Origin of the sequence: Corallococcus terminator (assembly GCF_003611635.1) — a bacterium.
GTDB classification, from domain to species: Bacteria; Myxococcota; Myxococcia; order Myxococcales; family Myxococcaceae; genus Corallococcus; species Corallococcus terminator.
The window spans coordinates 1-23,738 of the sequence record NZ_RAVZ01000016.1 but is presented as its reverse complement, the minus strand read 5'-3'; the positions used below and the strand labels follow the sequence as shown (position 1 = coordinate 23,738).

1 protein-coding gene is annotated in these 23,738 nt (G+C 70.7%); it reads left to right on the top strand.

Features of this window, described 5'->3' with window-relative positions:
* Window positions 1–256: 256 nt before the first annotated feature.
* A partial coding sequence (locus tag D7V88_RS04165) for a non-ribosomal peptide synthase/polyketide synthase (RefSeq protein WP_244237973.1) occupies window positions 257–23,738 on the top strand: 23,482 nt, incomplete at its 3' end.

Below are 23,738 nucleotides of genomic sequence, written 5' to 3'. Positions count from 1 at the left end.
GCGAAGGGGATGCGCAGGGCGTTCCACCACCACGGTCAAACACCGCTGTCACGGCGCACCCAACACCGGGCGTGGCGCTGAATTCCCGCGCGGTCCACGCAGCCTCGGGTCCGCTGCGAGCTGACGACCGGGCAGGGACGCAAAACGCTGCCGGGTGTCGGAAGCGCTGTCTACTATCCGCCGCCTCGCAGCCCGGAAACGTGTCGCAGCGCTGCTTCCGAGTGCCCTGCGAAGCCTCCCAAGGAGTCGCAAGCCCATGGCCCCCACCCCTGAGCAGAAGCGCGCGCGGCTCGCGGAACTGTTGCGCGAGAAGCGCCGTCCAGCGCAGCGCGCTCCCGCGTCCTTCGCCCAGGAGCGCATGTGGTTCCAGGAGCGGCTGGCCCCCGGGCAAGCGGGGCTCGACCTCGTCTACTCCGTGCGCTTGTCTGGAAGACTCGACGTGGAGTCGCTGTCGGGGAGCCTGAACGAAGTCGTGCGCCGTCACGCCGCGCTGCGCACCACGTTCGTGGAGCAGGACGGGCGTCCGTGGCAACACGTCGCGCCTTCGCTCGCCGTGCCACTTCCCGTCGAGCCCGTGGAAGACGCCGACGCGGCGTGGCGCCGGCTGCGGGAAGAGGCCCGGGCGCCGTTCCAACTGGAGCAGGGGCCGCTGCTGCGCGCCGCGCTCTTCGCCCTCTCCGACCATGAACACCTGCTGATGCTCAAGCTGCACCACGCCGTCTTCGACGGCTGGTCCATGGGCGTGCTCGTGCACGAACTGGGCGCGGCCTATCGAGCACGGGTCGCGGGCGAAGCCGTGACGCTGCCCGACCTGCCCTTGCAGTACCCGGACTTCTCCTCGTGGCAGCGCGAGACGCTGCGAGGCCCGGCGCTGGAGGCACAGCTCGACTGGTGGCGCACGCAACTGGATGCGCGGGCCGTCCTGTCACTGCCCACCGACCGGCCCCGGGGCGCGCAGGGCGATCCCCGAGGCGCGTCCGTGTCCGCGGTGCTGCCGGTGGAGCTGCTCCAGCGGCTCTCGGCCCTCGCGAAGCAGGAGGGCACCACGCTCTTCACCGTCCTGCTCGCGGGCTTCAAGGTGTTGCTGCTGCGCTACTCCGGACAGGACACGCTCACGGTGGGGACGCCCATCGCGGGGCGTTCGCGCGCCGACCTGGAGCCGCTCATCGGGCTGTTCGTCAACACGCTCGCCCTGCGCACCTCCCTGGAGGGCGACCCGTCCTTCCGCGCGCTCATCGCCCGCGTGCAGGCCACCGCGCTGGGGGCCTTCGCCCACCAGGACGTGCCCTTCGAGAAACTGGTGGAGGTCCTCCAGCCGCCGCGCCACCTGGGCGTCCATCCGTTCTTCCAGGTGATGTTCGCGATGCAGGACGCGCCCCTGCCCCCGGTGCAGCTCCCCGGGCTCTCGCTCGATGCGCGGACCGTCGACAGCGGCTTCGCCCAGTTCGACCTCACCCTCTTCGCCTTCGAGGAGCCAGAGGGACTGCGCCTCTCCGCCGAGTACCGCACCGCGCTCTTCGACGAGGCCACGGTGGCGCGGATGCTGGGCCACCTGCGCACCTTGCTGGAGGACGCTGTCTCCCGTCCGCAAGCGCGCCTGTCGGAGCTGTCCTTGCTGGACGCGGCGGAGCGTCAGCGCGTGCTCCATGCGTGGGACGGGCCTCGCGAGCCGTTTGCCCGCGGGCTGCTGCTGCACCAGTTCGTGGAGTTGCAGGTGGCACGCACGCCCGACGCGGTGGCCGTCACCTTCGAGGGCGAGTCCCTGACCTATGCGCGACTGGATGCGCGCGCCAACCAGCTCGCGTGGCACCTGCGCGAGCTGGGCGTGGGGCCGGAGGTTCGCGTCGGGCTGCTGCTGGAGCGCTCGCTGGAGCTGGTGGTGGCCCTGCTCGCCACGCTGAAGGCCGGAGGAGTCTACGTTCCTTTCGATCCGTCCCTTCCCGCCCAGCGCCTCGCGTGGATGGCGGAGGACGCGCGGCCCGCCGTGTTCCTGGTCCAGGAACGGCTGGTGGCGCGACTGCCGGCCCACGACGGGACGGTGTTCCGGGTGGACTCCCAATGGGAGGAGGTGGAGCGGCAGCCATCCATGACACTGCCCCCGGTGTCGTCCGAGGAGGCGCTGGCCTACGTCATCTTCACCTCCGGCAGCACGGGACGCCCCAAGGGCGCGATGAACGCGCACCCCGGCATCGTCAACCGCCTGCTGTGGATGCAGGGCGCGCATCCGCTGTCGCCCGATGATTCGGTGTTGCAGAAGACGCCCTTCAGCTTCGATGTGTCGCTCTGGGAGTTCTTCTGGCCCCTGATGACAGGCGCGCGCCTGGTGGTGGCACGGCCCGGAGGACACCAGGAGCCGGGCTATCTGGCGGACCTCATCGCCCGGGAGCGCATCACCACCACGCACTTCGTGCCGTCCATGCTCCAGGTGTTCCTGGAGGAGCCCGGCCTGGAGCGCTGTGCCTCCCTGCGCCAGGTGTTGTGCAGCGGGGAAGCCCTGCCGCTGGAGCTGGCGGAGCGATGCCTGGAGCGGCTGCCCACCGTGCGCCTGCACAACCTCTACGGCCCTACCGAGACAGCGGTGGAAGTCACCGCGCATGAGTGCGTGCGCGGCGCACTGGGACGTTCGGTGCCCATCGGCCACCCTGTCGCCAACACGTACCTCCGGTTGCTGGATGCGACCCTGCGGCCGGTGCCCCAGGGCGTTCCCGGAGAGCTGTTCATCGGTGGCGTGCAGGTGGGTCGGGGGTATCTGGGCCGACCGGAGCTGACCGCGGAGCGCTTCGTTCCGGATGCCTACGGCGACACGCCCGGAGCCCGGCTCTACCGCACCGGGGACGTGGCCCGCTGGCTGCCCGACGGCGCCGTCGAGTACCTCGGCCGCACGGACTTCCAGGTGAAGGTGCGCGGGCTGCGCATCGAACTGGGAGAGATTGAAGCCGCGCTGGAACAGCACCCCGCCGTGCGGCAGGCCGTGGTCGTCGCACGCGTGGGCACCACGGCGAGCGACACGCGACTGGTCGCGTACCTCGTCGGCCGTGCGGACGCGGCCCCGGTGGAGACCGGGTCCCTGCGTACGTTCCTCGTAGAGAGGCTTCCCGAGTACATGGTGCCCGCGACCTTCGTCCCGCTGGACGCCCTGCCCCTCACCGCCAGCGGCAAGGTCGACCGCAAGGCCCTGCCCGCTCCCGACGCCGCCACGGTCGTCGCCCCGGCGTATGTCGCCCCCCGCTCGCCCACCGAGGAGCGGCTGGCGTCCATCTGGGCGGAGCTGCTGCGCGTCGAACGCGTGGGCGTGCACGACGACTTCTTCGCCCTGGGCGGTCACTCCCTGCTGGCCACGCAGCTCCTGTCGCGGATCCGCGCGGCCTTCCAGTTCGAGCTGCCGCTGCGCGCCGTCTTCAAGTCATCCACGCTCGGAGCACTTGCCTCGGCGGTCGATGCGGGACAGGGACGCTCCACCGCAGACCAGGATCCACCGCTGCGCGCCATCCCCCGCGATGAAGCCGTGCCGCTGTCGTTCGCGCAGCAGCGTCTGTGGTTCCTGGATCAGCTCCAGCCCGGCTCCGTCGCCTACAACCTGCCCGGCTCCGTCCTGCTGGAGGGGGAGCTCCAGGCCGGTGCACTGCGACAGGCACTGGACGCGCTGGTGCAGCGCCATGAGGTCCTGCGCACCACGTTCGCCGCCGGTCCTCACGGTCCGGTCCAGCGCATCGCTTCCGACACAGCATGCCCGTTCGAAGCGGTGGACCTGAGCACGCTCGCGCCCGAGGCACGCGAGGCCCGACTGCGGGAGGTCTTCTCGGAGCAGGCGCGGCGTCCCTTCGACCTGGCGCGGGGCCCGCTCTTCCGCGCGGTGCTGGTGCGCCTGGAGGAGAGGCGGCACGTGCTGCTGGTCCTCACCCACCACATCGCTTCGGATGGCTGGTCCACGGGGATCCTCGTGCGGGAGCTGGTCGCCCTGTACAGCGCGCTGGCTTCCGGACAGACGCCGGCGCTGCCGCCCCTGCCTCTCCAGTACGCCGACTTCGCCGCGTGGCAGCGACAGCGGATGCAAGGGGAGCTGCTCGCGACGCAGCTCGCATGGTGGAAGGAACAGCTCGCCGGGGCACCTCCGTTGTTGAGGCTTCCGACCGACCGGACGCGTCCCGCCGTGCAGACCTTCACGGGGGAACAACTCTCCGTGCGACTGCCAAGGAAGCTGGCGGGCGGAGTGCACGCCGTGGCGAAGCTGGAGGGCGCCACGCCGTTCATGGTGTTGCTGGCCGCGTACCAGCTCCTGCTGTCGCGGTATGCCGGACAGGACGACGTCAGCGTGGGCGCTCCTGTCGCGGGGCGCACCCGTGCGGAGGCCGAAGGGCTCATCGGCTTCTTCGTGAACACGCTGGTGCTGCGGGCCCGCATCGACCCACGCGCTTCGTTCCGGACGCTGCTGGCCCAGGTGCGGGCCACCACGCTGGGCGCCTTCGAACACCAGGATGTCCCCTTCGAGAAGCTGGTGGAGGAGCTTCAGCCCGCACGCGACCCTCGCCACACGCCCTTCTTCCAGGTCACCCTCACGCTCCAGAACGCGCCCACCGCGGAGTGGCGTGCACCGGGGCTCACGCTGCGCGAAGTGCCCTCCCCCTTCACGGCCTCGAAGTACGACTTCAGCCTCATCCTGGAGCCGTCGCAGGACGGCTTCACCGGCAGCCTCCACTACAATCCCGACCTCTTCGACGCGGCCTTCCTCCGGGGCCTGCTCCGCGACTACGCCACGTTGCTCGAAGCACTTCCCGGCCAGCTTGAATCGCCGGTGCAGGACCTGTCGCTGCTGGCGGAGGCGGACCGACGGCGGGTGTTGGAGGACTGGAGTGGGTTCTCGGTCGTCCGGGACTTCTCCGGACAGACCCTTCCCTCGCGCTTCGCCCGGCAGGTCGCACTGGCCCCCGAGGCCGTGGCGTTGGTCTCCGAGGAAGAAGTCATCACGTATGCCCAGCTCGACGCTCGCGCGAATCAGCTCGCGCACCACCTGCGCGCTTCGGGCATCGCCGAGGGCAGCCGCGTCGCGGTGCTCCTGCCCCGGTCGCCGGAGCTCATCGTCTCGTTGCTGGCCGTGCTCAAGGCCGGTGCCGCCTATGTGCCCGTCGATCTGAACGCTCCGCCCGAACGGTGGTCGCTGCTGCTGGAGCAGTCCGGGGCCGCGATGGTCATCACCCTGGAATCGCTCGCGGACGAACTGCCGGCCCTGCTCACGCCGCTGGTGTTGCTGGACGCGGAGTCCTCGCGCCTGGCTTCGCGTCCGGCGTCAGCGTTGGCTGATCAGGGGTTGGTGGGTGACAGCCTCGCCTACGTCCTCTTCACCTCCGGCTCCACCGGCATGCCGAAGGGCGTCTGTGTTCCGCACCGGGCCGTGCTGCGGCTGGTGGTGGACAACGACTTCGTGCGCTTCGGTCCTGGCGAGGTCGTCCTCCAGCTCGCGCCAGCCGCCTTCGATGCCTCCACCCTCGAAATCTGGGGCGCACTGCTCAACGGTGCCCGGCTCGTGCTCGCACCACCGGGAGAGCTGTCCCTCGCGCGCATCGCCGACACCCTGGTCCACCACCGCGTCACCACCCTGTGGCTGACCGCGGCCCTCTTCGAACAGATGGCGGTGCACCATCCGGATTCACTTGCCGGCCTTCCCCAGGTGCTCGCGGGCGGTGACGTGCTTCCCGCCGCACGCGTGCGGGAACACCTGGGGCGGATCGGCCCGGGCGCCGTGCTCATCAACGGCTACGGGCCCACCGAGAACACCACCTTCTCCACCACCCACGCGATGCACACGGGAGACCCGGTGGGTGCCTCGGTGCCCATCGGCCGTCCCCTGCCGCACTCCACCGCGTACGTGTTGGACGCGACGATGCGGCCGGTGCCCCCTGGCATGCCCGGAGAACTGTACGTCGGAGGCGAAGGACTCGCGTGGGGCTACCTGCGTCAGCCCTCCCTCACCGCCGAGCGCTTCCTTCCGCATCCGTTCAGCTCCACGCCAGGAGCGCGCCTCTACCGCACCGGAGACCAGGCCCGGTGGCGGCCGGATGGAACGTTGGAGTTCCTGGGGCGCACCGACTTCCAGGTGAAGCTGCGCGGCTTCCGCATCGAACCGGGCGAAGTCGAAGCAGCGCTGCGCGCCCTGCCGGGCGTGCACGAAGCCGTGGCCGTGGTGCGCGAGGACATCGCGGGAGACAAGCGGCTGGTGGCCTATGTCGTCGGTGAGGCGTTGGAAGCAGCAACCCTGCGCTCCGCACTCCAGCAGCGGCTTCCCGACTACCTGATCCCCGGGGCCTTCGTGGTGCTGGAGGCGCTGCCCCTCAACGCCAACGGCAAGCTGAACCGCTCAGCCCTGCCGGCTCCCGAAGCCCTGGTGTCGGCGGACCGCTTCGTCGCTCCTCGCGATGCGCTCGAGGAACGACTGGCGGGCCTCTTTGGCGAAGTGCTGCACGTGACGCGCGTGGGCATCCACGATGACTTCTTCGAGCTGGGCGGCCATTCGTTGTTGGCCACGCAGGTGGTGTCGCGACTGCGTTCGGCGTTGGGGGTGGAGCTACCGCTGGGGGACCTCTTCGCCGCGCCCACGGTGGAGATGCTCGCCGTCCGCGTCGCGGCATTGCGAGCCCGGGAGGATTCGGCGCCGCGGGTCCCTGCGCTCGTGGCCACGCCTCGCACCGGGCCGGTGCCGCTGTCGTTCGCGCAGCAGCGCCTTTGGTTCCTGGATCAGCTCCAGCCTGGGAGCGCTGTCTACAACGTGCCCGGCCTGCTCGTGCTCGACGGCACCTTGGATGTCCGCGCGCTGGAGCAATCCCTCCAGGCCCTCATCCAGCGTCACGAAGCACTGCGCACCACGTTCGCGTCCGAAGGCGATTCGCCCGTCCAGCGGATCCACTCCGAGGGAACGCTCGCGCTGACCGTCATCGACCTGGAGTCCGTCCCGGAAGACCGTCGCGAGGCGGAAGTGAAGCGGCACTCGAAGCTGGAGGCCACACGGCCCTTCGACCTGGGCACCGGTCCGCTCGTGCGCGCCGTGCTGCTGCGGTTGGAGGCACGACGCCACGTGCTGCTGCTCACGCTGCACCACATCGTGTCCGACGGTTGGTCCATCGGCATCTTCGCGCGCGAGCTGGGCTCGCTGTATCGCGCCTTCGCGGCCGGTCAGCCGGCGACCCTTCCCGCCCTGCCCCTCCAGTACGCCGACTTCGCGCTCTGGCAGCGCCAGTGGTTGCAGGGGGACGTGCTCCAGGCGGAGCTGGACTGGTGGCGTCATCAGCTTGGCGACGCGCCCACATCGCTGGACCTTCCCACCGACAGGCCCCGACCCGCCGTGCAGTCGTTCCGGGGCGCGGCCCTTCCCGTGACGCTGTCGCCGGAGCTGTCCGCGTCCGTGAAGGCGCTGGCATCACGGGAGGGCGCCACACCCTTCATGGTGCTGCTCGCGGGCTTCCAGTTGCTGCTGTCGCGCTACGCCGGACAAGACGACGTGCTCGTGGGCTCCGCCATCGCCAACCGCAACCGCGCGGAGACCGAGGGCCTCATCGGCTTCTTCGTGAACACGCTCGTGCTGAGGGCCCGCATCGACCCGCGCGCTTCGTTCCAGGCGCTTCTGGCCCAGGTGAAGGCGACGACGCTCGCGGCATACGCGCATCAGGACCTACCCTTCGAGAAGCTGGTGGAGGGCATGCAGGGGGCTCGGGACCTGAGCCGTTCGCCGCTCTTCCAGGTGGCCTTCAACCTCCAGAACGCACCAGCAGGGACGCTGGAGCTTCCCGGCCTGCGGCTGGAGTTGCGGAGCGGGGCCATCACCACCGCGAAGTTCGACCTGGACTTCAGCCTCCAGGAACGGGACGGCGCATTCAGCGGCGAACTCCACTTCAGCACCGACCTCTTCGAGCCCTCTACCGTCGACCGGATGGTGACGCACTTCCAGGTGCTGCTCGGAGCGCTCACGTCCCGGCCCGAGGTTCCGGTGTCGAGCCATCCCCTCCTGCAGGGCACCGAGCGTCAGCGCGTGCTGGTGGACTGGAACGCGACGCACCGGCCACTCGCGCCCCATTCCGTTCCGGCGTTGTTCGCGCCCCAGGTCGTGCGCGCACCCGACGCCGTGGCGGTGCAGGCCGATGGACAGTCGCTCACCTGCGCGGCGCTGGAGGCCCGCGCCAACCAGCTTGCACGGCACCTGCTCGCCTCGGGACTGAGGCCGGAAGCTCGCGTCGCGTTGTGCGTGGAGCGGGGGTTGGGGCTGGTGGTGGGGATGCTCGGCATCCTCAAGGCCGGCGGCTGCTACGTGCCCATGGATCCGGCGTATCCGCGCGCCCGTCTCGCGTTCATGTTCGAGGACGCGGGCATCTCCGCAGTGGTGGCGCAGCAGTCCCTCGTGGGTGCGCTTCCCGCCCATGCCCTGCCCACGGTGTGCCTGGACTCCGACGCGGCGGTGCTTGAACGACAGTCGGTCCTTCCGCCCGAGGATGTCGCGGTGGATCCGGAGCAACTGGCCTACGTGCTCTACACGTCGGGCTCCACGGGCACGCCCAAGGGCGTGGGCATCACGCACCAGTCCATCGCGCATCTGGTGCGGGAGACGAGCTCCGTACGGCTGACACCGGACGACTGCATGGTGCAGGCCGGCACGCCGTCGTTCGACCTGGCCACCTTCGAGGTCTGGGGCGCGCTGCTCAATGGCGCGCGGCTGGTCATCCTTCCGCGCGAGGTGACGCTGTCGCCCGCGGAGCTGGCGCGGACCCTGCGCGAGGTCGGCGCCACCACGGCCCTGTTCGCCACGGCGCTGTTCCACACGGTGGCCCGCGAGGTTCCGGACGCCTTCGCCACCATGCGCGTGGTGCTCTTCGCGGGTGAGGCCGCGAACGCGGACGCCGCTCGCGACGTGCTCCGGGCGGGAGCTCCGGGCCGATTGGTGAACCTGTACGGCCCCACGGAGACGACCGTCGGCGTGACCACGCACGACCTCGTGGACCTGCCGGAACACGCCACGTCGTTGCCCATCGGGCGTCCCATGACGCGAGTGCAAACGTATGTCCTGGATGCCCAGGGACAGCCCGTGCCCGTGGGCGTCCCGGGGGAGCTGTACCTGGGCGGTGACGGCCTCGCGCGCGGCTACCTGGGACGCCCCGGGCTGACCGCCGAACGCTTCGTGCCCTCGCCCTTCAGTGACGTGCCCGGAGCCCGGCTCTATCGCACCGGCGACCGCGTGCGCTGGCTGCCGGACGGCACGCTGGACTTCCTGGGCCGCATCGACACGCAGGTGAAGCTGCGCGGCTTCCGCATCGAGTTGAGCGAGGTGGAGGCCGTCCTCCGCCAGCACCCGTCGGTGAAGGCTGCGGTGGCCGGAGTGCTGGACGCTGGCGATCCGCGGCTGGTGGCCTGGTACGTGGCGGCAGCGCCCGTGGAGGCGGCGGTGCTGCGCGCCTTCGTCTCTGAACGGCTGCCCGCGCCCCTGGTGCCTTCCGCCTTCGTGTCGCTGGACGCCCTTCCGCTCACGCCCGTGGGCAAGGTGGACCGCAAGGCGCTGCCTTCTCCGGATGCGCGCTCGGTCGCCACGGGTGCCTCGGCGCCAGAGCACCTGTCGTTCTTCCAGAAGCGCATCGCCGCGCTTTTCCAGGACCTGTTGCGCCTGGAGACGGTGGGACTGCACGATGACTTCTTCGTCATCGGTGGCCACTCGCTCCTGGCCACGCAGCTCATCTCCCGGCTGCGCTCCACGTTCGGGGTGGAGCTACCGCTGCGTGCACTCTTCGAGGCTCCCACCGTCGCGCGACTCACGGACCGGGTGGAAGCTCAGTTGCTCTCGCGCATCACCGGCCCGCGGCTTCCGGCGCTCGTCCCCGTGTCGCGGGACCGGGACCTGCCGCTGTCCTTCGCGCAGCAGCGGCTGTGGGTGGTGGAACAACTGCGTCCCGGCGGCAGTCACTACAACGTCACCTCCGCGCTGCGGCTGGAAGGCGCGTTGGACACCGAGGCCTTGCGACGCGCGCTGGGGCTCGTCGTCGCCCGCCACGAAGCCCTTCGCTCCACGTTCGCGATGAAGGACGGGCAGCCCGTCCAAACAGTGCATCCGGCCTCCGCGTGGGAGTTGCCAGTCACCGACCTGTCGGCCGTGGACGTGGGACGTCGTGAGGAGGAGGCCCGCCGGATTTCCGTGGAGGAAGCCGCGCGGCCGTTCGACCTGGGCCAGGGACCACTCCTTCGCACGCGCCTCCTGCGCCTGGATGAGGGGACGCACCTGCTGCTGCTGTGCATGCACCACATCGTCTCCGACGGTTGGTCCCTGGGTGTGTTGGTGCGGGAGGTGGTGGCGGGCTACGAGGCCTTTGCCTCGGGCCGCACGCCCGTGCTTCCCGTGCTGCCGGTGCAGTACGCCGACTTCGCCGTGTGGCAGCGCTCCTGGCTCCAGGGGGACGTGTTGGCCGAGCAGGTGGCGTGGTGGAAGCAACACCTGTCCGGGGTTCCGCACGTGCTGGAGCTGCCCACCGACAAGGCCCGCCCCGCGCTCCAGTCCACGCGCGGCGCGCTCCTTCCCGTGCACCTGCCTTCGGAGGCGGTCGAGCGGCTGGTGGCGCTGGGCCGGAAGGAAGGCGCGACGCCGTACATGGCGCTGCTCGCGGTGTGGCAGGTGCTGCTGTCGCGCTACTCACGGCAGGAGGAGCTGCTGGTGGGCTCGCCCATCGCGGGCCGTGAATACGGAGAGCTGGAGGGACTGATCGGCTTCTTCGTGAACACGCTGGTGCTGCGGGGACGCGTGCGGCCGGGGGACACGTTCCGGACCCTGCTCGCCCAGGTCCGCGCCACCACGCTCGCGGCGTTCGAGCACCACGGCCTGCCGTTCGAGAAGCTGGTGGAGGAGCTTCAGGTGGAGCGCGACCTGAGCCGCACTCCGCTGGTGCAGGCCGTCTTCGCGCTCCAGAACGCGCCCACCGGCGAACTGAAGGCGCCGGGCCTCACGCTGCGCCCGGTGGCGGTGGACAATGCCACGGCGCGCTTCGACCTGGGCCTGCTGCTCCACGAGGCACCGGACGGCCTGCACGGCGTCCTTGAGTACAACACCGACCTCTTCGAGCGCTCCACCCTGGAGCGATTCGCCGGACACCTGCACACGTTGCTGGACGCGGTCGTCGCCGCTCCGGACGTGACGCTGTCCCGCATGGAGTGGCTCACGCCCGAGGAGCGCCGGCAGGTGGTCACGACGTGGAATGCCACCGTCGTGGACTACCCGCGCGAGTCGAACCTCGCCGAGCACTTCGCGCGGCAGGTCGCGCGACGCCCGGAGTCCATCGCGCTGGAGTTCGGCGACACGCGCCTGACGTATGCACAGCTCGATGCGCGCGCCAATGCGCTGGGTCATGTGCTGCGCTCGCTGGGGGTGGGGCCGGATGCGCTCGTGGCCGTGTGCCTGGAGCGCACCGTGGAGCTCATCGTCACGCTGCTGGCCATCCTCAAGGCCGGAGGCGCGTACGTGCCGCTGGACGCGGCGTATCCAGCGCGGCGGCTGTCGCTCATGGTGGAGGACGCGCCGCCCCTGCTGCTCGTCACCACGCGTTCGCTGCGCTCCACGTTGTCCATTCCGGACGCGGTGCCGTGCCTCTTCGTGGAGGAACAGTCCCTGGAGGGACAGCCCACCACCGCTCCGGAGGTGGCGATCTCCGCGCGCAACCTCGCGTACGTGGACTTCACCTCCGGCAGCACCGGCCGCCCCAAGGGCGTCGCCGTGGAGCACCGGGGCGTGCTGCGCCTGCTGCACGGTGCGTCGTGGGCGAGCTTCACGCCGGACGAGACCTTCCTGCTCATCGCGCCGCTGTCCTTCGACGCCTCCACGCTGGAGATCTGGGGTCCGCTCCTGTCCGGGGGACGGCTCGTCGTCTTCCCACCCGTGCCGCCCACCGACGTGGAGCTGCTGGGGCAAGTGCTGCGACGTCATGGCGTCACGTCGCTCTATCTGTCCGCGGGCCTGTTCGCGCAGGTGGTGGACGTGAAGCTGGAGGTGTTGCGCGGGCTGCGGCAGCTATTCGTGGGAGGGGATGTCCTGTCCCCCACGCATACGCGCCGCGTGGTGGAGACGCTGGGCCTGCCGGTGGTCAACGGCTACGGCCCCACCGAGGCCACCGTCTTCACCTGCTGCCTGCGCATGGACAGCCCCCAGGCCGCGCGAGGCGACCTGATCCCCATCGGGCCGCCCCTGGCGAACACGCGGGTGTACGTGGTGGACGGCTCGCTCCGGCCCGTGCCCGTGGGCGTTCCGGGTGAGTTGCTCATCGGCGGTGACGGGCTCGCGCGGGGCTACCTCTCCCGCCCGGAGCTGACGGCGGAGCGCTTCCTGCCGGATCCGTTCGCGAGTTCGCCCGGAGAGCGCGTGTACCGCACGGGCGATCTGGTGCGCTGGCGCGCGGACGGGAGCCTGGACTTCCTGGGCCGCATCGACACGCAGGTGAAGGTGCGCGGCCATCGCATCGAACTGTCGGAGGTCGAAGCCGCGCTCAAGGGTTGGCGCCCTGCCCTCGCGGATGCCGCCGTGCTCGTGCGCGAGGATGTCCCGGGCGACAAGCGGCTCGTGGCCTATGTGGTGCCCACGGTCCCCGGGGTGCTGGAGGTCCAGGCCCTGCGCGAACACCTGCGGCAGCGGCTGCCCGAGTACATGGTGCCGACCGCGTTCGTCACGCTGCCCGCCCTGCCCCTGACCCCCAACGGAAAGCTGGACCGGAACGCCCTTCCGGAACCCGACGCTGCGTCCACCGCGCGCAAGGGCCGCTTCGTGGAGCCCGGAAACCCGCTGGAGGATCAGCTCTCCTCCGTCTGGGCCCGGGAGCTGGAAGCCCGCCGCGTCGGCGTCCACGACCATTTTTTTGAGGACCTGGGCGGCACGTCGCTCACCGTGGTGCGCGTCGCCCACCGGCTGCGTGAAACGCTCCAGCGCGATGTGCCCGTCGTCTGGCTCTTCGAACATCCCACCGTCCATGCGCTCGCCCAGCGCCTGGAGCGGGAGGACGCGAAGGCCATCACGCCTCCGGTGGAGAAGCCGACTCCGCGTCCGATGAGCGCGGGCGCGCAAGACATGGGCGCGTCACCGCCGACGCTCGGGACGCTCCCCGCGTCCCAGCCCCTGGCCACGCCGACCACCGCGACGGGTGCATCCGCGCCATCGCCGGAGAAGGCTCCAACGCCCGCGCTGCCTTCGGGCGCCATCGCCATCGTCGGCATGTCCGGGCGGTTCCCGGGCGCTGCGTCGGTGGAGGAGTTCTGGAAGAACCTGCGCGAGGGCGTGGAGTCCATCTCCCGCTTCCAACCCGAGGAACTGGAGCACCAGCCCGGCCTGCCCCCAGGCATCGAGTTGTGGCAGCACCCAGGCTTCGTCCCGGCACAGGGCGTGCTCACGGACATCGACCAGTTCGATCCTTCCTTCTTCGACATGTCCCTGCGAGAGGCGCAGTGGACCGACCCGCAGCAGCGACTGTTCCTCCAGTGTGCCTGGGCCGCGTTGGAGGACGCGGGCATCGACCCCTCGCGCTTCCCGGGCGTCATCTCCCTGTTCGCCGGAGCGAACGAGTCCGGCTACGCGAGCGAAGTGCAGCAGCACATGCCGTTGGACTCGGCGGCCTACTTCGAGCTGTTCGGGACCGCGACGTACCAGAGCCTCGCGACGAAGGTGTCCTACAAGCTGGGGCTCACCGGCGAGAGCATGCTCTTGTACACCGCCTGCTCCACGGGGCTCGTGGCGGTGCACGTCGCCTGTCAGAACCTGCTGACGGGCCTGTCCGACGTGGCGCTCGCGGGGGCGACGCGGCTGTCGGTGCCACAGCGCACCGGCTACGTGCACCAGGAAGGGATGATCTACTCCCCGGACGGCCACTGCCGAGCCTTCGATGCGAAGGGCCAGGGCACCGTCTCTGGCAGTGGCGTGGCCGCCGTGGTGCTCAAGCGCCTGGAAGATGCCGTGCGCGACGGCGACCCCATCCACGCTGTCATCCGCGCCACTGCCGTCAACAACGACGGGCGCAACAAGTCCGGCTTCACCGCGCCCAGCGTGCAGGGACAGGCGGCCGTCATCACCCAGGCGCTGAAGCGCTCGGGCGTGACGCCCCGGGACATCGGGTACGTGGAGACGCACGGCACGGCGACGCCGCTGGGCGATCCGATTGAAGTGGCGGCCCTGACGCGCGCCTACGGCCTGGGGCCCGACCATCAGGGCACCATCGCGCTCGCCTCACTGAAGACGAACGTGGGCCACCTGGACACGGTGGCGGGCATCGCGGGCCTCATCAAGGTCGCGCTGTCGCTGCGCGAGGGGGAGATTCCTCCCAGCCTCCACTTCGAGAACCCGAACCCGCGGATCGACTTCGACGCGGGGCCGTTCTTCGTCAACACCCGATTGCGGCCCTGGCCTCGGGGTGAGACGCCCCGGCGCGCGGCGGTCAGCTCGTTTGGTGTGGGCGGGACGAACGCGCACGCGGTGCTGGAGGAAGCGCCGGTGGCGGCCGTGGGCCCCACTTCGCGCTCGCACCAGCTCTTCGTGCTGTCGGCGCGTTCACCGGAGGCCCTGGGGGAAGCAGCGCTGAAGCTCGCCTCGCATGTGCTCGCGAACCGGGCTCCCGAAGCGTTGGAGGCGGCTTCGCTGAAGCTTGCACAGCAGGTGCTGTCGGCGCGCTCGCCCGAGTCGTTGGAGATGGTGGCGAAGCAGCTCGCGTTGCATGTGCTGTCCGCCCGTTCTCCCGAGGCCCTGGAGGCGTTGTCGTCGCGCTTCTCCGTGCGGACGCCCGGCGCGGAGATGGCGCTCGCGGACGCGGCGTACACCCAGGCCGTCGGACGAAGGGCCTTCGAGTACCGGCGCACGGTGGTGGCACGCGACGCGGAGGACCTGGCGAAGCAACTGCGCAAGTCGGTCACTCCGGTGCGCGTGAAGGACGTGGAGGCGGCCCGTCGCAAGCGGGTGGCCTTCGTCTTCTCCGGACAAGGCAGCCAGCAATGGGGCATGGGACGGGAGCTGTCCGAATCCCTGCCGTCCTTCCGCGCTCACGTCGACACGTGCCTCGCGCTGCTGGACGAACCGCTGCGTGCACGGGTGACAGCGCTGCTGCGTCCGGGGCGGGAGGCCGAAGATTCCTCCGCGCTCGCGGACACCCGCGTCGCCCTGCCCGCGCTCTTCACGGTGCAGGTGGCGCTGGCGCGGCTGTGGCAGGACTGGGGCATCGTCCCCCACGCCGTGCTCGGTCACAGCTTCGGCGAGTACGCCGCCGCGTGTGTCGCGGGGGTCCTCTCCCTGCCAGAAGCACTGCGACTGGCCGTGGTGCGAGGCGAGCTGATGCACCGACTGCCTCCGGGTGCGATGCTCGGCGTGGCCCTGCCGGCGACGGACGTCCAGCCCCTGCTGTCCGGGCGACTGACGCTCGCCGCGAGCAACGCCCCGGACCGGTGCGTCGTCTCCGGACCCGTGGAAGAGGTGGAGCGCTTCCAGTCCCTGTTGCAGCAGCGCAAGGCCGGCGCGGTGCGCATGCCCTCTCCGCATGCCTTCCACTCCGCGGACGTGGAGCCCCTCATGGGAGAACTGGCGCGCGTGGTGGCCACGCTCCAGCGCCAGGAGCCTTCCGTGCGCTACGTCTCCAGCCTCACCGGCGCCATCGCGCGGCCGGGCGAGCTGGCTTCACCCGACTACTGGGCCACGAAGATGCGTCAGCCCGTGCGCTTCACCGACGCGGTGGGCTCGCTCCTGGAAGAAGGGTGCAGCGTGCTGCTGGAGGTGGGGCCCGGACAGGACCTCACCCCGCTGATGCGCGCCTGCCTTGGCGAGGACAGGGAACGGGTGAAGGCGCTCGCTTCGCTGAGAAGGGGCGGGACGACGACGGAGCAGTCGGGCCTCCTCCAGTGCGTGGGCGAACTGTGGACGGCGGGCCTGGAGGTGGACTGGGACGCCTTCTATGCCCATGAGCAGCGGCGCCGGGTGCACCTGCCCACCTATGCATTCCTGCGCAAGCGCTGCTGGGTGGAGCCTCGCGTGCAGGACGGTGCGCCTTCGGTCGCGGAGCATCCTGGACGTCCGCCTGAGGTAGCACAGCCTCCGGGCACGCACCTGACGGCACCGGCCGCATCGCCGCAGGCTCCGGCGAGCCCTGCCTCAGGGAACGTTTCGACCACGGCTCAGGGCGCGCTGCCCGCGGGCCGTGAGGACGCTCCGCGCGGAGAGGTCGAACTCCGGATCGCCACCCTCTGGCGTGAGCGTCTGGGCATGGACTTCGTCGGCCGCGACGACAACTTCCTGGAGCTGGGCGGCAACTCCCTCATGGCCGCGCAGTTGCTCAACCAGCTCCGCGACACCTTCCACGTCCAGGTGCCGCTGGCCGCGCTCTTCGAAGCGCCCACCGTCGCGGGCCTCGCCTCGCGCATCGAGCCCCTGCTCCTCCACGCTCCCGTCGTGGAGCCCACGCGCGAGCTGCCGCTCGTGCCCCGTCCGCGCACCCAGCCCCTGCCGCTCGCCTTCGTCCAGGAGCGCGTCTGGCGCCTGGAGCAGTACCTGCCCGGCCTGTCCGCCTACACGATTCCCTTCGTCCTGCGCCTGGAAGGTCCCGCCGACGTCGCCACCCTGGAGCGCGCCATCCAGGAAGTCGTCCAACGTCACGAAGCCCTGCGCACCACCTACGACGCCGTGGACGGCAGGCCCGTGCAGCGCTTCCACCCCCACGTGCGCATCCCGCTTCCCGTCGTGACGGTGGAGGGCACGCCCGAACAGCGCGAGGAGGCCGCCCTCCAGTTCGCCCGCGAGGACGCCGCTCGGCCCTTCGACCTGGTGCATGGCCCCGTCCTTCGCACCACGCTCGTGCGCCTGCGCGCGGATCTGCACCTGCTGGTCTGCGCCATCCACCACATCGTCTGCGACACGCTCTCCATCTTCCTCTTCCTCCAGGAGGTCGGGCAGCTCTACGCCGCCTTCGTCCAGGGCCAGCCCTCCCCGCTTCCGCCGCTGCCCGTGCAGTACGCGGACTTCGGGGCATGGCAGCGGCAGTCGCTGGCCGAATCGCGCTTCCCTGAACAGGAGCAGTGGTGGCGCCAGCGACTGGCCGGCATGCCGCGCCAGTTGGGCATTCCCACCGACCGACCCCGGCCCGCGAACTGCCCGCTCACCTCCGAACGCAGGGTGTTGGACTTCCCGCCCGAGCTCTCCGACGCCCTGGTCGCCTTCGGCAGGCGCGAGGGCTTCACGTCGTACATGACGGTGCTCGCCGCGTGGAACGCGCTCCTGCATCGGTACACCGGCCAGGCGGACCTCATCGTCGGCACGCCCATCGGCAACCGCACGCGGCCGGAGCTGCTGCCCCTCATCGGCTACGTGGCGCACTCGGCCACCTTCCGCACCCATGTCGGAGACGACCCGAGCTTCCGTGAGCTGCTGCACCGCGTGCGGCGCGAAGTCACCGACGTGCAGTCGCGCCCGGACGTTCCCTTCGAGCTGCTCGTCGAACAGCTCGTTCCCGGCAAGGACATCGGCCGGGACCGCATGGCGGACACGGTCTTCGTCTACCACTCGAACCTGGACATGGGCGGCGACGCGCTGGCGGCCGTCGGGGCCAAGGGCACGCTCATCGAAGTGCCGGGCACGCCCGTGCAATGGGGCGCCACGCTGTCCGACCTGACGCTCATCCTCACCGAGGAGCCCGGGCGCGTGCACGGCGCGCTGGAGTACGCGACAGAGCTGTTCGACGCCTCCACCGCCTGGCGCATGCTGGAGCACCTCCAGGTGCTGCTCGGCGCGGCGCTGGCCCGGCCAGAGACGCCCCTGTCCCGCCTGCCGCTGGCCACGGAGCAGGAGCGCCGTGCGTGGCCCCAACCCCTCGCCACCGCGCAGGCACCGACGCTGCCTGAACTCCTGCGTGAACAAGCACGGCGCCTGCCGGACACCGTGGCCCTGAGCCAGGGTGAACGGACCTGGACGTGGACGGAGCTGGCGAACCGTGCGCATCGGCTCGCCACGCGGCTGCGGGAGCTGGGCCTTTCACCGGGAGAGCCCGTGGCGGTCTGCCTGCGTGCCTCGCCGGAGAAGCTGGCCGCGCTGTGGGGCGTGCTCGAAGCCGGTGGTGCTCCGGTTGCGCTCGGCCCCACGGACCTGGACTCGCTGTCGGCCTATGCCTTGGAAGATGGGACCGTGCCCCGGCTCGTCACGTGGCGGGGCCTGGTCACATCCTGCCCGCTGGATGCTTCGCGGGTCCTCCACGTCGAAGAGGTGCTGGACGTCGCCTCTCTGGTAACGATGGACGGTGGGCCCCCGCCGACCCCGGACTCGCTGGCGTGGTTGCTGCCCATGGGCATGGGCCAGCCCGCGTGGGCGCTGAAGCACGCTTCGCTCGCGGACTTCTTCGCCGGCCTCGATGCGCGGCTTCGCCCGGAACCGGGCACCACCTGGCTTGCCGCCTCCGAGCCCGCTCCCGAGAAGCCCGAACTCGAAGCCCTCTGGGCCCTGTCTCGCGGGCTGCGCATCGTCTTCCCTTCCGAGACCGTCACCTCGCGCCTCGCGCAAGGCAGCGAAGGTGCCGCTCCGTTGCAGTTCAGCCTCTCCTACTTCGCCAACGACGAGGACTCGCTCACCGGGCCCAAGTACGAGCTGTTGATGGAGGGCGCGAAGTTCGCGGATGCGAATGGCTTCTCCGCCGTGTGGACGCCGGAGCGTCACTTCCACTCCTTCGGCGGCCTCTACCCGCAGCCCGCCGTCGTCTCCGCCGCGCTCGCCGCCGTCACGCACACGCTGCGCCTGCGCTCTGGCAGCGTGGTGCTGCCCCTGCATGATCCGCTGCTCGTCGCGGAGCAGTGGTCCGTCGTGGACAACCTGTCGCAGGGTCGCGTCGACGTGTCCGTGGCCACCGGCTGGCACGTCCAGGACTTCACCTTCGCGCCCCAGAACTACGCCGACCGGCGCAACATCCTCCTGCGCCACCTGGAGACCCTGCGCTCCCTCTGGCGCGGCGAGCGGCAGCGACGGCCGGGCGGCAATGGCGTCACCGTGGAGGTGGGCCTGCGTCCGAAGCCGGTGCAGAAGGAGCTGCCCGTGTGGCTCACCGCCACCGCGAACCCGGAGACCTTCCGCCTCGCGGGTGAGCTGGGCGCAGGCGTCCTCACCGGCCTCTTCGCCCACTCGCTGGAGGAGCTGAAGCCGAAGGTGGCCCTCTACCGCGAGGCGTGGCGCCGCAACGGCCATCCCGGCCGGGGCCACATCACGTGCATGCTGCACACGTTCCTCGGTGACGACGAAGCCGAGGTCCTGCGCCAGGTGCGCAAGCCGCTGCTGGCCTACTTCCGAAGCTCCGCGGACATCACCGCGTCGCTGCTCGCGGCCCAGGGGCATCAGGGCGAACTCAACAAGATCTCCAAGGAGGACATCGACGCGCTGCTGGAGCACACCTTCGAGCACCACGCGAAGGGCACCGGCCTCATCGGCACGGTGGACAGCGGCCTTGAACGGCTGCGCGCCGTGCGCGCCTCGGATGTGGATGAGGTGACGTGCCTCATCGACTTCGGATTGGAGACGCCCGTCGTCCTTCAGGGCCTTCGCCGGCTGGCCACGCTGCGCGAACTCCTGGTAGCCGACGAAGTCACCAGGCAGTCGCGCTTGAGAGGCGACCGGGAGACGGGCGTCGGGGAACTGCTCACCCTGGCCCGTCAGTCCGGCGCGGTGCTGGTGAACACCACCGCGCGGCTGGCCCGCTCGCTGGCGGAGCTTCCCGGCGCGCACGAGGCCCTGGCCCCGGTGTCCGCGTGGATGTTGGAGGGTGCTTCGAAAGAGCTGGCCTCCGCGCTCCACCGCGCTTCAGGCGGCACCGTGCTGCTCGCGGGTGAAGCTGGCGAAGGCGGTCTGCTGCCCCGGGCCGCCGGTGAGAAGCTGCCCGCGGACCTCCAGGTCTGGGTGCTCGATTCGGCGGGTGTGCCCGTGCCCGCGGGGGTCGTGGGAGAGCTGGCCCTCGCCGGTCCGGGCCTTCCCGCGTCCCTCTGGAAGGCCCCGGAGGGCGCGTCACGGCAATGGGTGCCGCACCCGCTGCGAACCTCCGCGCGCCTCTACCGCACCGGCCGTCCCGTGCGCCTTCGCGCGGACGGGCACGTCGAGCCCGTGTCCCTGCCCACCTTCAAGCTCCCCGCGCTGCGCCCCGCGTCCAACAGCGGCTCCGCCGACACGCGGCCTGCCTCCGGGGCCAATGCGACAGCGGAGTCCGGAGCCCATCAGGCGATTCCGGGTGCACCGCGCGGCGGGCCGTTGCCGTTGTCCTTCGCCCAGCAACGCCTGTGGTACCTCCAGCAACTGGAGCCGGACAGCACCGCCTACAACAACGCGATCATCTTCCGGCTCACGGGGCCGCTGGATGCTCGGGCGCTCCAGACGGCGCTCGATGCGCTGGTGGAGCGCCACGAAGTCCTGCGCACCACGTACGCCCTCACGAGCACGCATCCCGTGCAGCACATCCACCCCACCGGCATGCTGCCGATGGACCGGGAAGACGTCCCCGGGGACACGGCTGAAGCGCGCGAAGCCGCCATGCTTCGTCGCTGCCAGGCGTACACCGCGACGCCCTTCCACCTGGACACGGGCCCCGTCGCCCGCGCCCTCCTGCTGCGGTTGGGCCCCGACGCGCACGTCCTCCACCTGCTCCTGCACCACGTCGTCTCCGACGCCTGGTGCACCCTGGTCCTGGGACGCGAGCTGCCGGTCCTCTACACCTGCGCCAGCGCGGGCGTGCCGTCCGTCCTTCCGCCGCTGCCGGTGCAATACGCCGACTATGCCGTCTGGCAGCGCGCGTGGCTGACAGGCCCGGTGCTGGAGGAACAGGCGCGCTGGTGGAAGGACCTGCTCCAGGGGGCTCCACCGTTGGAGCTGCCCACCGACCTTCCCCGTCCCGCCATGCAGTCCTACGCGGGCGCGGCCCACCGCTTCCATCTGCCGCGCGAAGTGTCGGAGCCCCTGCTCGCCGTGGGCCGCCGCGAAGGCGCCACGTCCTTCATGGTGCTGATGGCGCTCTTCCAGGCGCTGCTCTCTCGCTACTCCGGTCAGGAGGACTTCGCGGTGGGCACCCCCATCGCCGGCCGCACGCGTCCGGAGGTGGAGGGCCTGCTGGGCTGCTTCGTCAACACGCTCGCCCTGCGCGCGAAGCTCGATGGCGCGCCGAACTTCCGGGAGCTGATTGCCCGCGTGAAGCACCAGGCCCTGGGCGCCTACGCACGGCAGGACATGCCCTTCGAGCGACTGGTGGACGTGCTCCAGGCGCCGCGCGACCTGAGCCGCACGCCGGTCTTCCAGGCGATCCTCAACGTCATCAACGTACCGGAGGCCCAGACGACGGACGGTCAGGGCCTGCGGATTGGTGACGTGGACGTGCCGGTGACGACGTCCAAGTTCGACCTGACGCTGGAGGTCCGGGAACAGCGCGACGGGCTGCTCTGCCGTCTGGAGTACGCCACGGCCCTCTTCGATGAAGCGACGCTGGCGCGGATGGCGGAACACCTGACGGCGCTGGCGAAGGCCGTCACCGCCGCTCCGGATGCACCGGTCGCGGACCTGCCGCTGCTCTCCACGCAAGCGCGTGAACAGGTGCTGCGCGGATGGAATGACACACAGGTGGAGTTCCCGCGCGGCTCAAGCCTCCACCAACTCTTCGAAGCCCAGGCCGAACGCACCCCGGACGCCATCGCGCTCCAATTCGAGGGACAGCAGCTCACGTATGGCCAGCTCGATGCGCGCGCCAACCAGCTCGCGCACCACCTGCGGATCCGGGGCGTGGGTCCGGAGACCCTGGTAGGCGTGTGCCTGGAACGCTCCCTGGAGATGGTCGTCGCCCTCCTCGGCGTCCTGAAGTCTGGCGCCGCCTACGTCCCTCTCGACCCGTCCACTCCGACAGAACGACTCATCGGGATGCTGGAGGACACCGCCGCGCCGGTCCTCCTCATCCAGGAGCGTTTCCGGAACGCACTGCCTGCACACGCGGCGCACGTCATCGCGCTGGACACGGAGTGGGACGCCATCGCGCGGCAGCCCATCAGCCGTCCACGGGCATTGGCTGGCGAGGATGCGCTCGCGTACGTCATCTTCACCTCCGGCAGCACGGGACGTCCCAAGGGCGCGATGAACGCGCACGCGGGGATCGTCAACCGCCTGCGCTGGATGCAGTCGCGGTACGGCCTGACGACCGAAGACACGGTGTTGCAGAAGACGCCCTTCAGCTTCGACGTGTCGGTCTGGGAGTTCTTCTGGCCGTTGATGACGGGGGCGAAGCTCGTGCTCGCGCGGCCCGGAGGCCATCAGGAACCGGACTACCTCACCACGTTGATGGCCCGGGAGGGCGTGACGACGGCGCACTTCGTGCCGTCCATGCTGCGGGCCTTCGTGGAGGAGCCCGGACTGGAGCACCTGACCCGGCTGCGGCAGGTGATGTGCAGCGGCGAAGCCCTGCCCGCGGACCTGGTGCACAAGGCGCAGGCCCGCCTGCCCCACGCCACGCTGCACAACCTCTACGGCCCCACCGAGGCCGCGGTGGACGTGACGTCCTGGGAGTGCCCGCGCGATGACGCCCTGCGCGTCGTGCCCATCGGGCGGCCCGTGGCCAACACGCGGCTGTACGTCCTGGACCGGAGGAACCAACCGGTGCCCGTAGGCATCCCGGGCGAGCTGTTCATCGGAGGCGTACAGGTGGGCCGGGGTTACTGGCGCCGACCCACCCTCACCGCCGAGCGCTTCGTCCCCGACGCCCACGGTGGCACGCCCGGAGCCCGGCTCTACCGCACCGGCGACATCGCCCGGTGGCGCACCGACGGCACGCTGGAGTACCTGGGCCGCGCCGACTTCCAGGTGAAGCTGCGCGGCTTCCGCATCGAACTGGGGGACATCGAGGCCGCGCTCCAGGCCTGGCCAGGAGTCCGCGAGGCCGTGGCCGTCGTGCGCCAGGATTCCGCGGGAGCGCCGCGCCTGGTCGCGTATGTCACGGCCGAAGGTGCCGCGCCCGACACCGCGGCCCTGCGTGCGTTCCTGCACGCGCGGCTGCCCGAATACATGGTGCCCTCCGCGCTTGTCACCCTGGAGGCACTGCCCCTCACGTCCAGCGGCAAGGTGGACCGCAAGGCCCTGCCCACGCCCGATGCACCCACCTCCGTGAAGGGTGAGTCCATCGCCCCGCGAGATGACACCGAGCGCACGCTGGCGGCGATCTTCGCGGAGGTGCTCGGCGTCGAACGTGTCGGTGTCCAGGACAGCTTCTTCGAACTGGGCGGCCATTCGCTGCTCGCGACCCAGGTGGCCGCACGGGTCCGTGCGCAGTTCGGCAAGGAGCTGCCGCTGCGCACGCTCTTCGAGGCCCCGACGGTAGAGGCACTGTCCCGTCGCCTCGTGTCCGCGCTGGAGCAGAAAGCTTCTTCCGCCCCGGCCTCTGGCAGGGCCGCGTTCGCCTCCGAGCCGGAAGACTCGACGGTGAGAGCGTCTTCCGAGCACCGCTCCGGCAGGGCACCATCCCCTTCGGAGCCAGGGCCAGCGTCCGTGCCGAGCACGGTGGCATCGCCGGCCGCGCGGCAGCCGGTCTGGTTCGTGGGACAGCAAGAGCCCGGCTGGCACCACCGACTGGTGCGCTATGCCGACACCACTCCGCACGACGCGCCCAGGGACGTGCCCCCGGCCTCCACGACCGGCATCCCGAAACCGTCCTCGGAGGGAACAGCGGCCCCGGTGCAAGCCCCCCGGGAAGCCACGAACACGGCCGGCCCACCGGAGG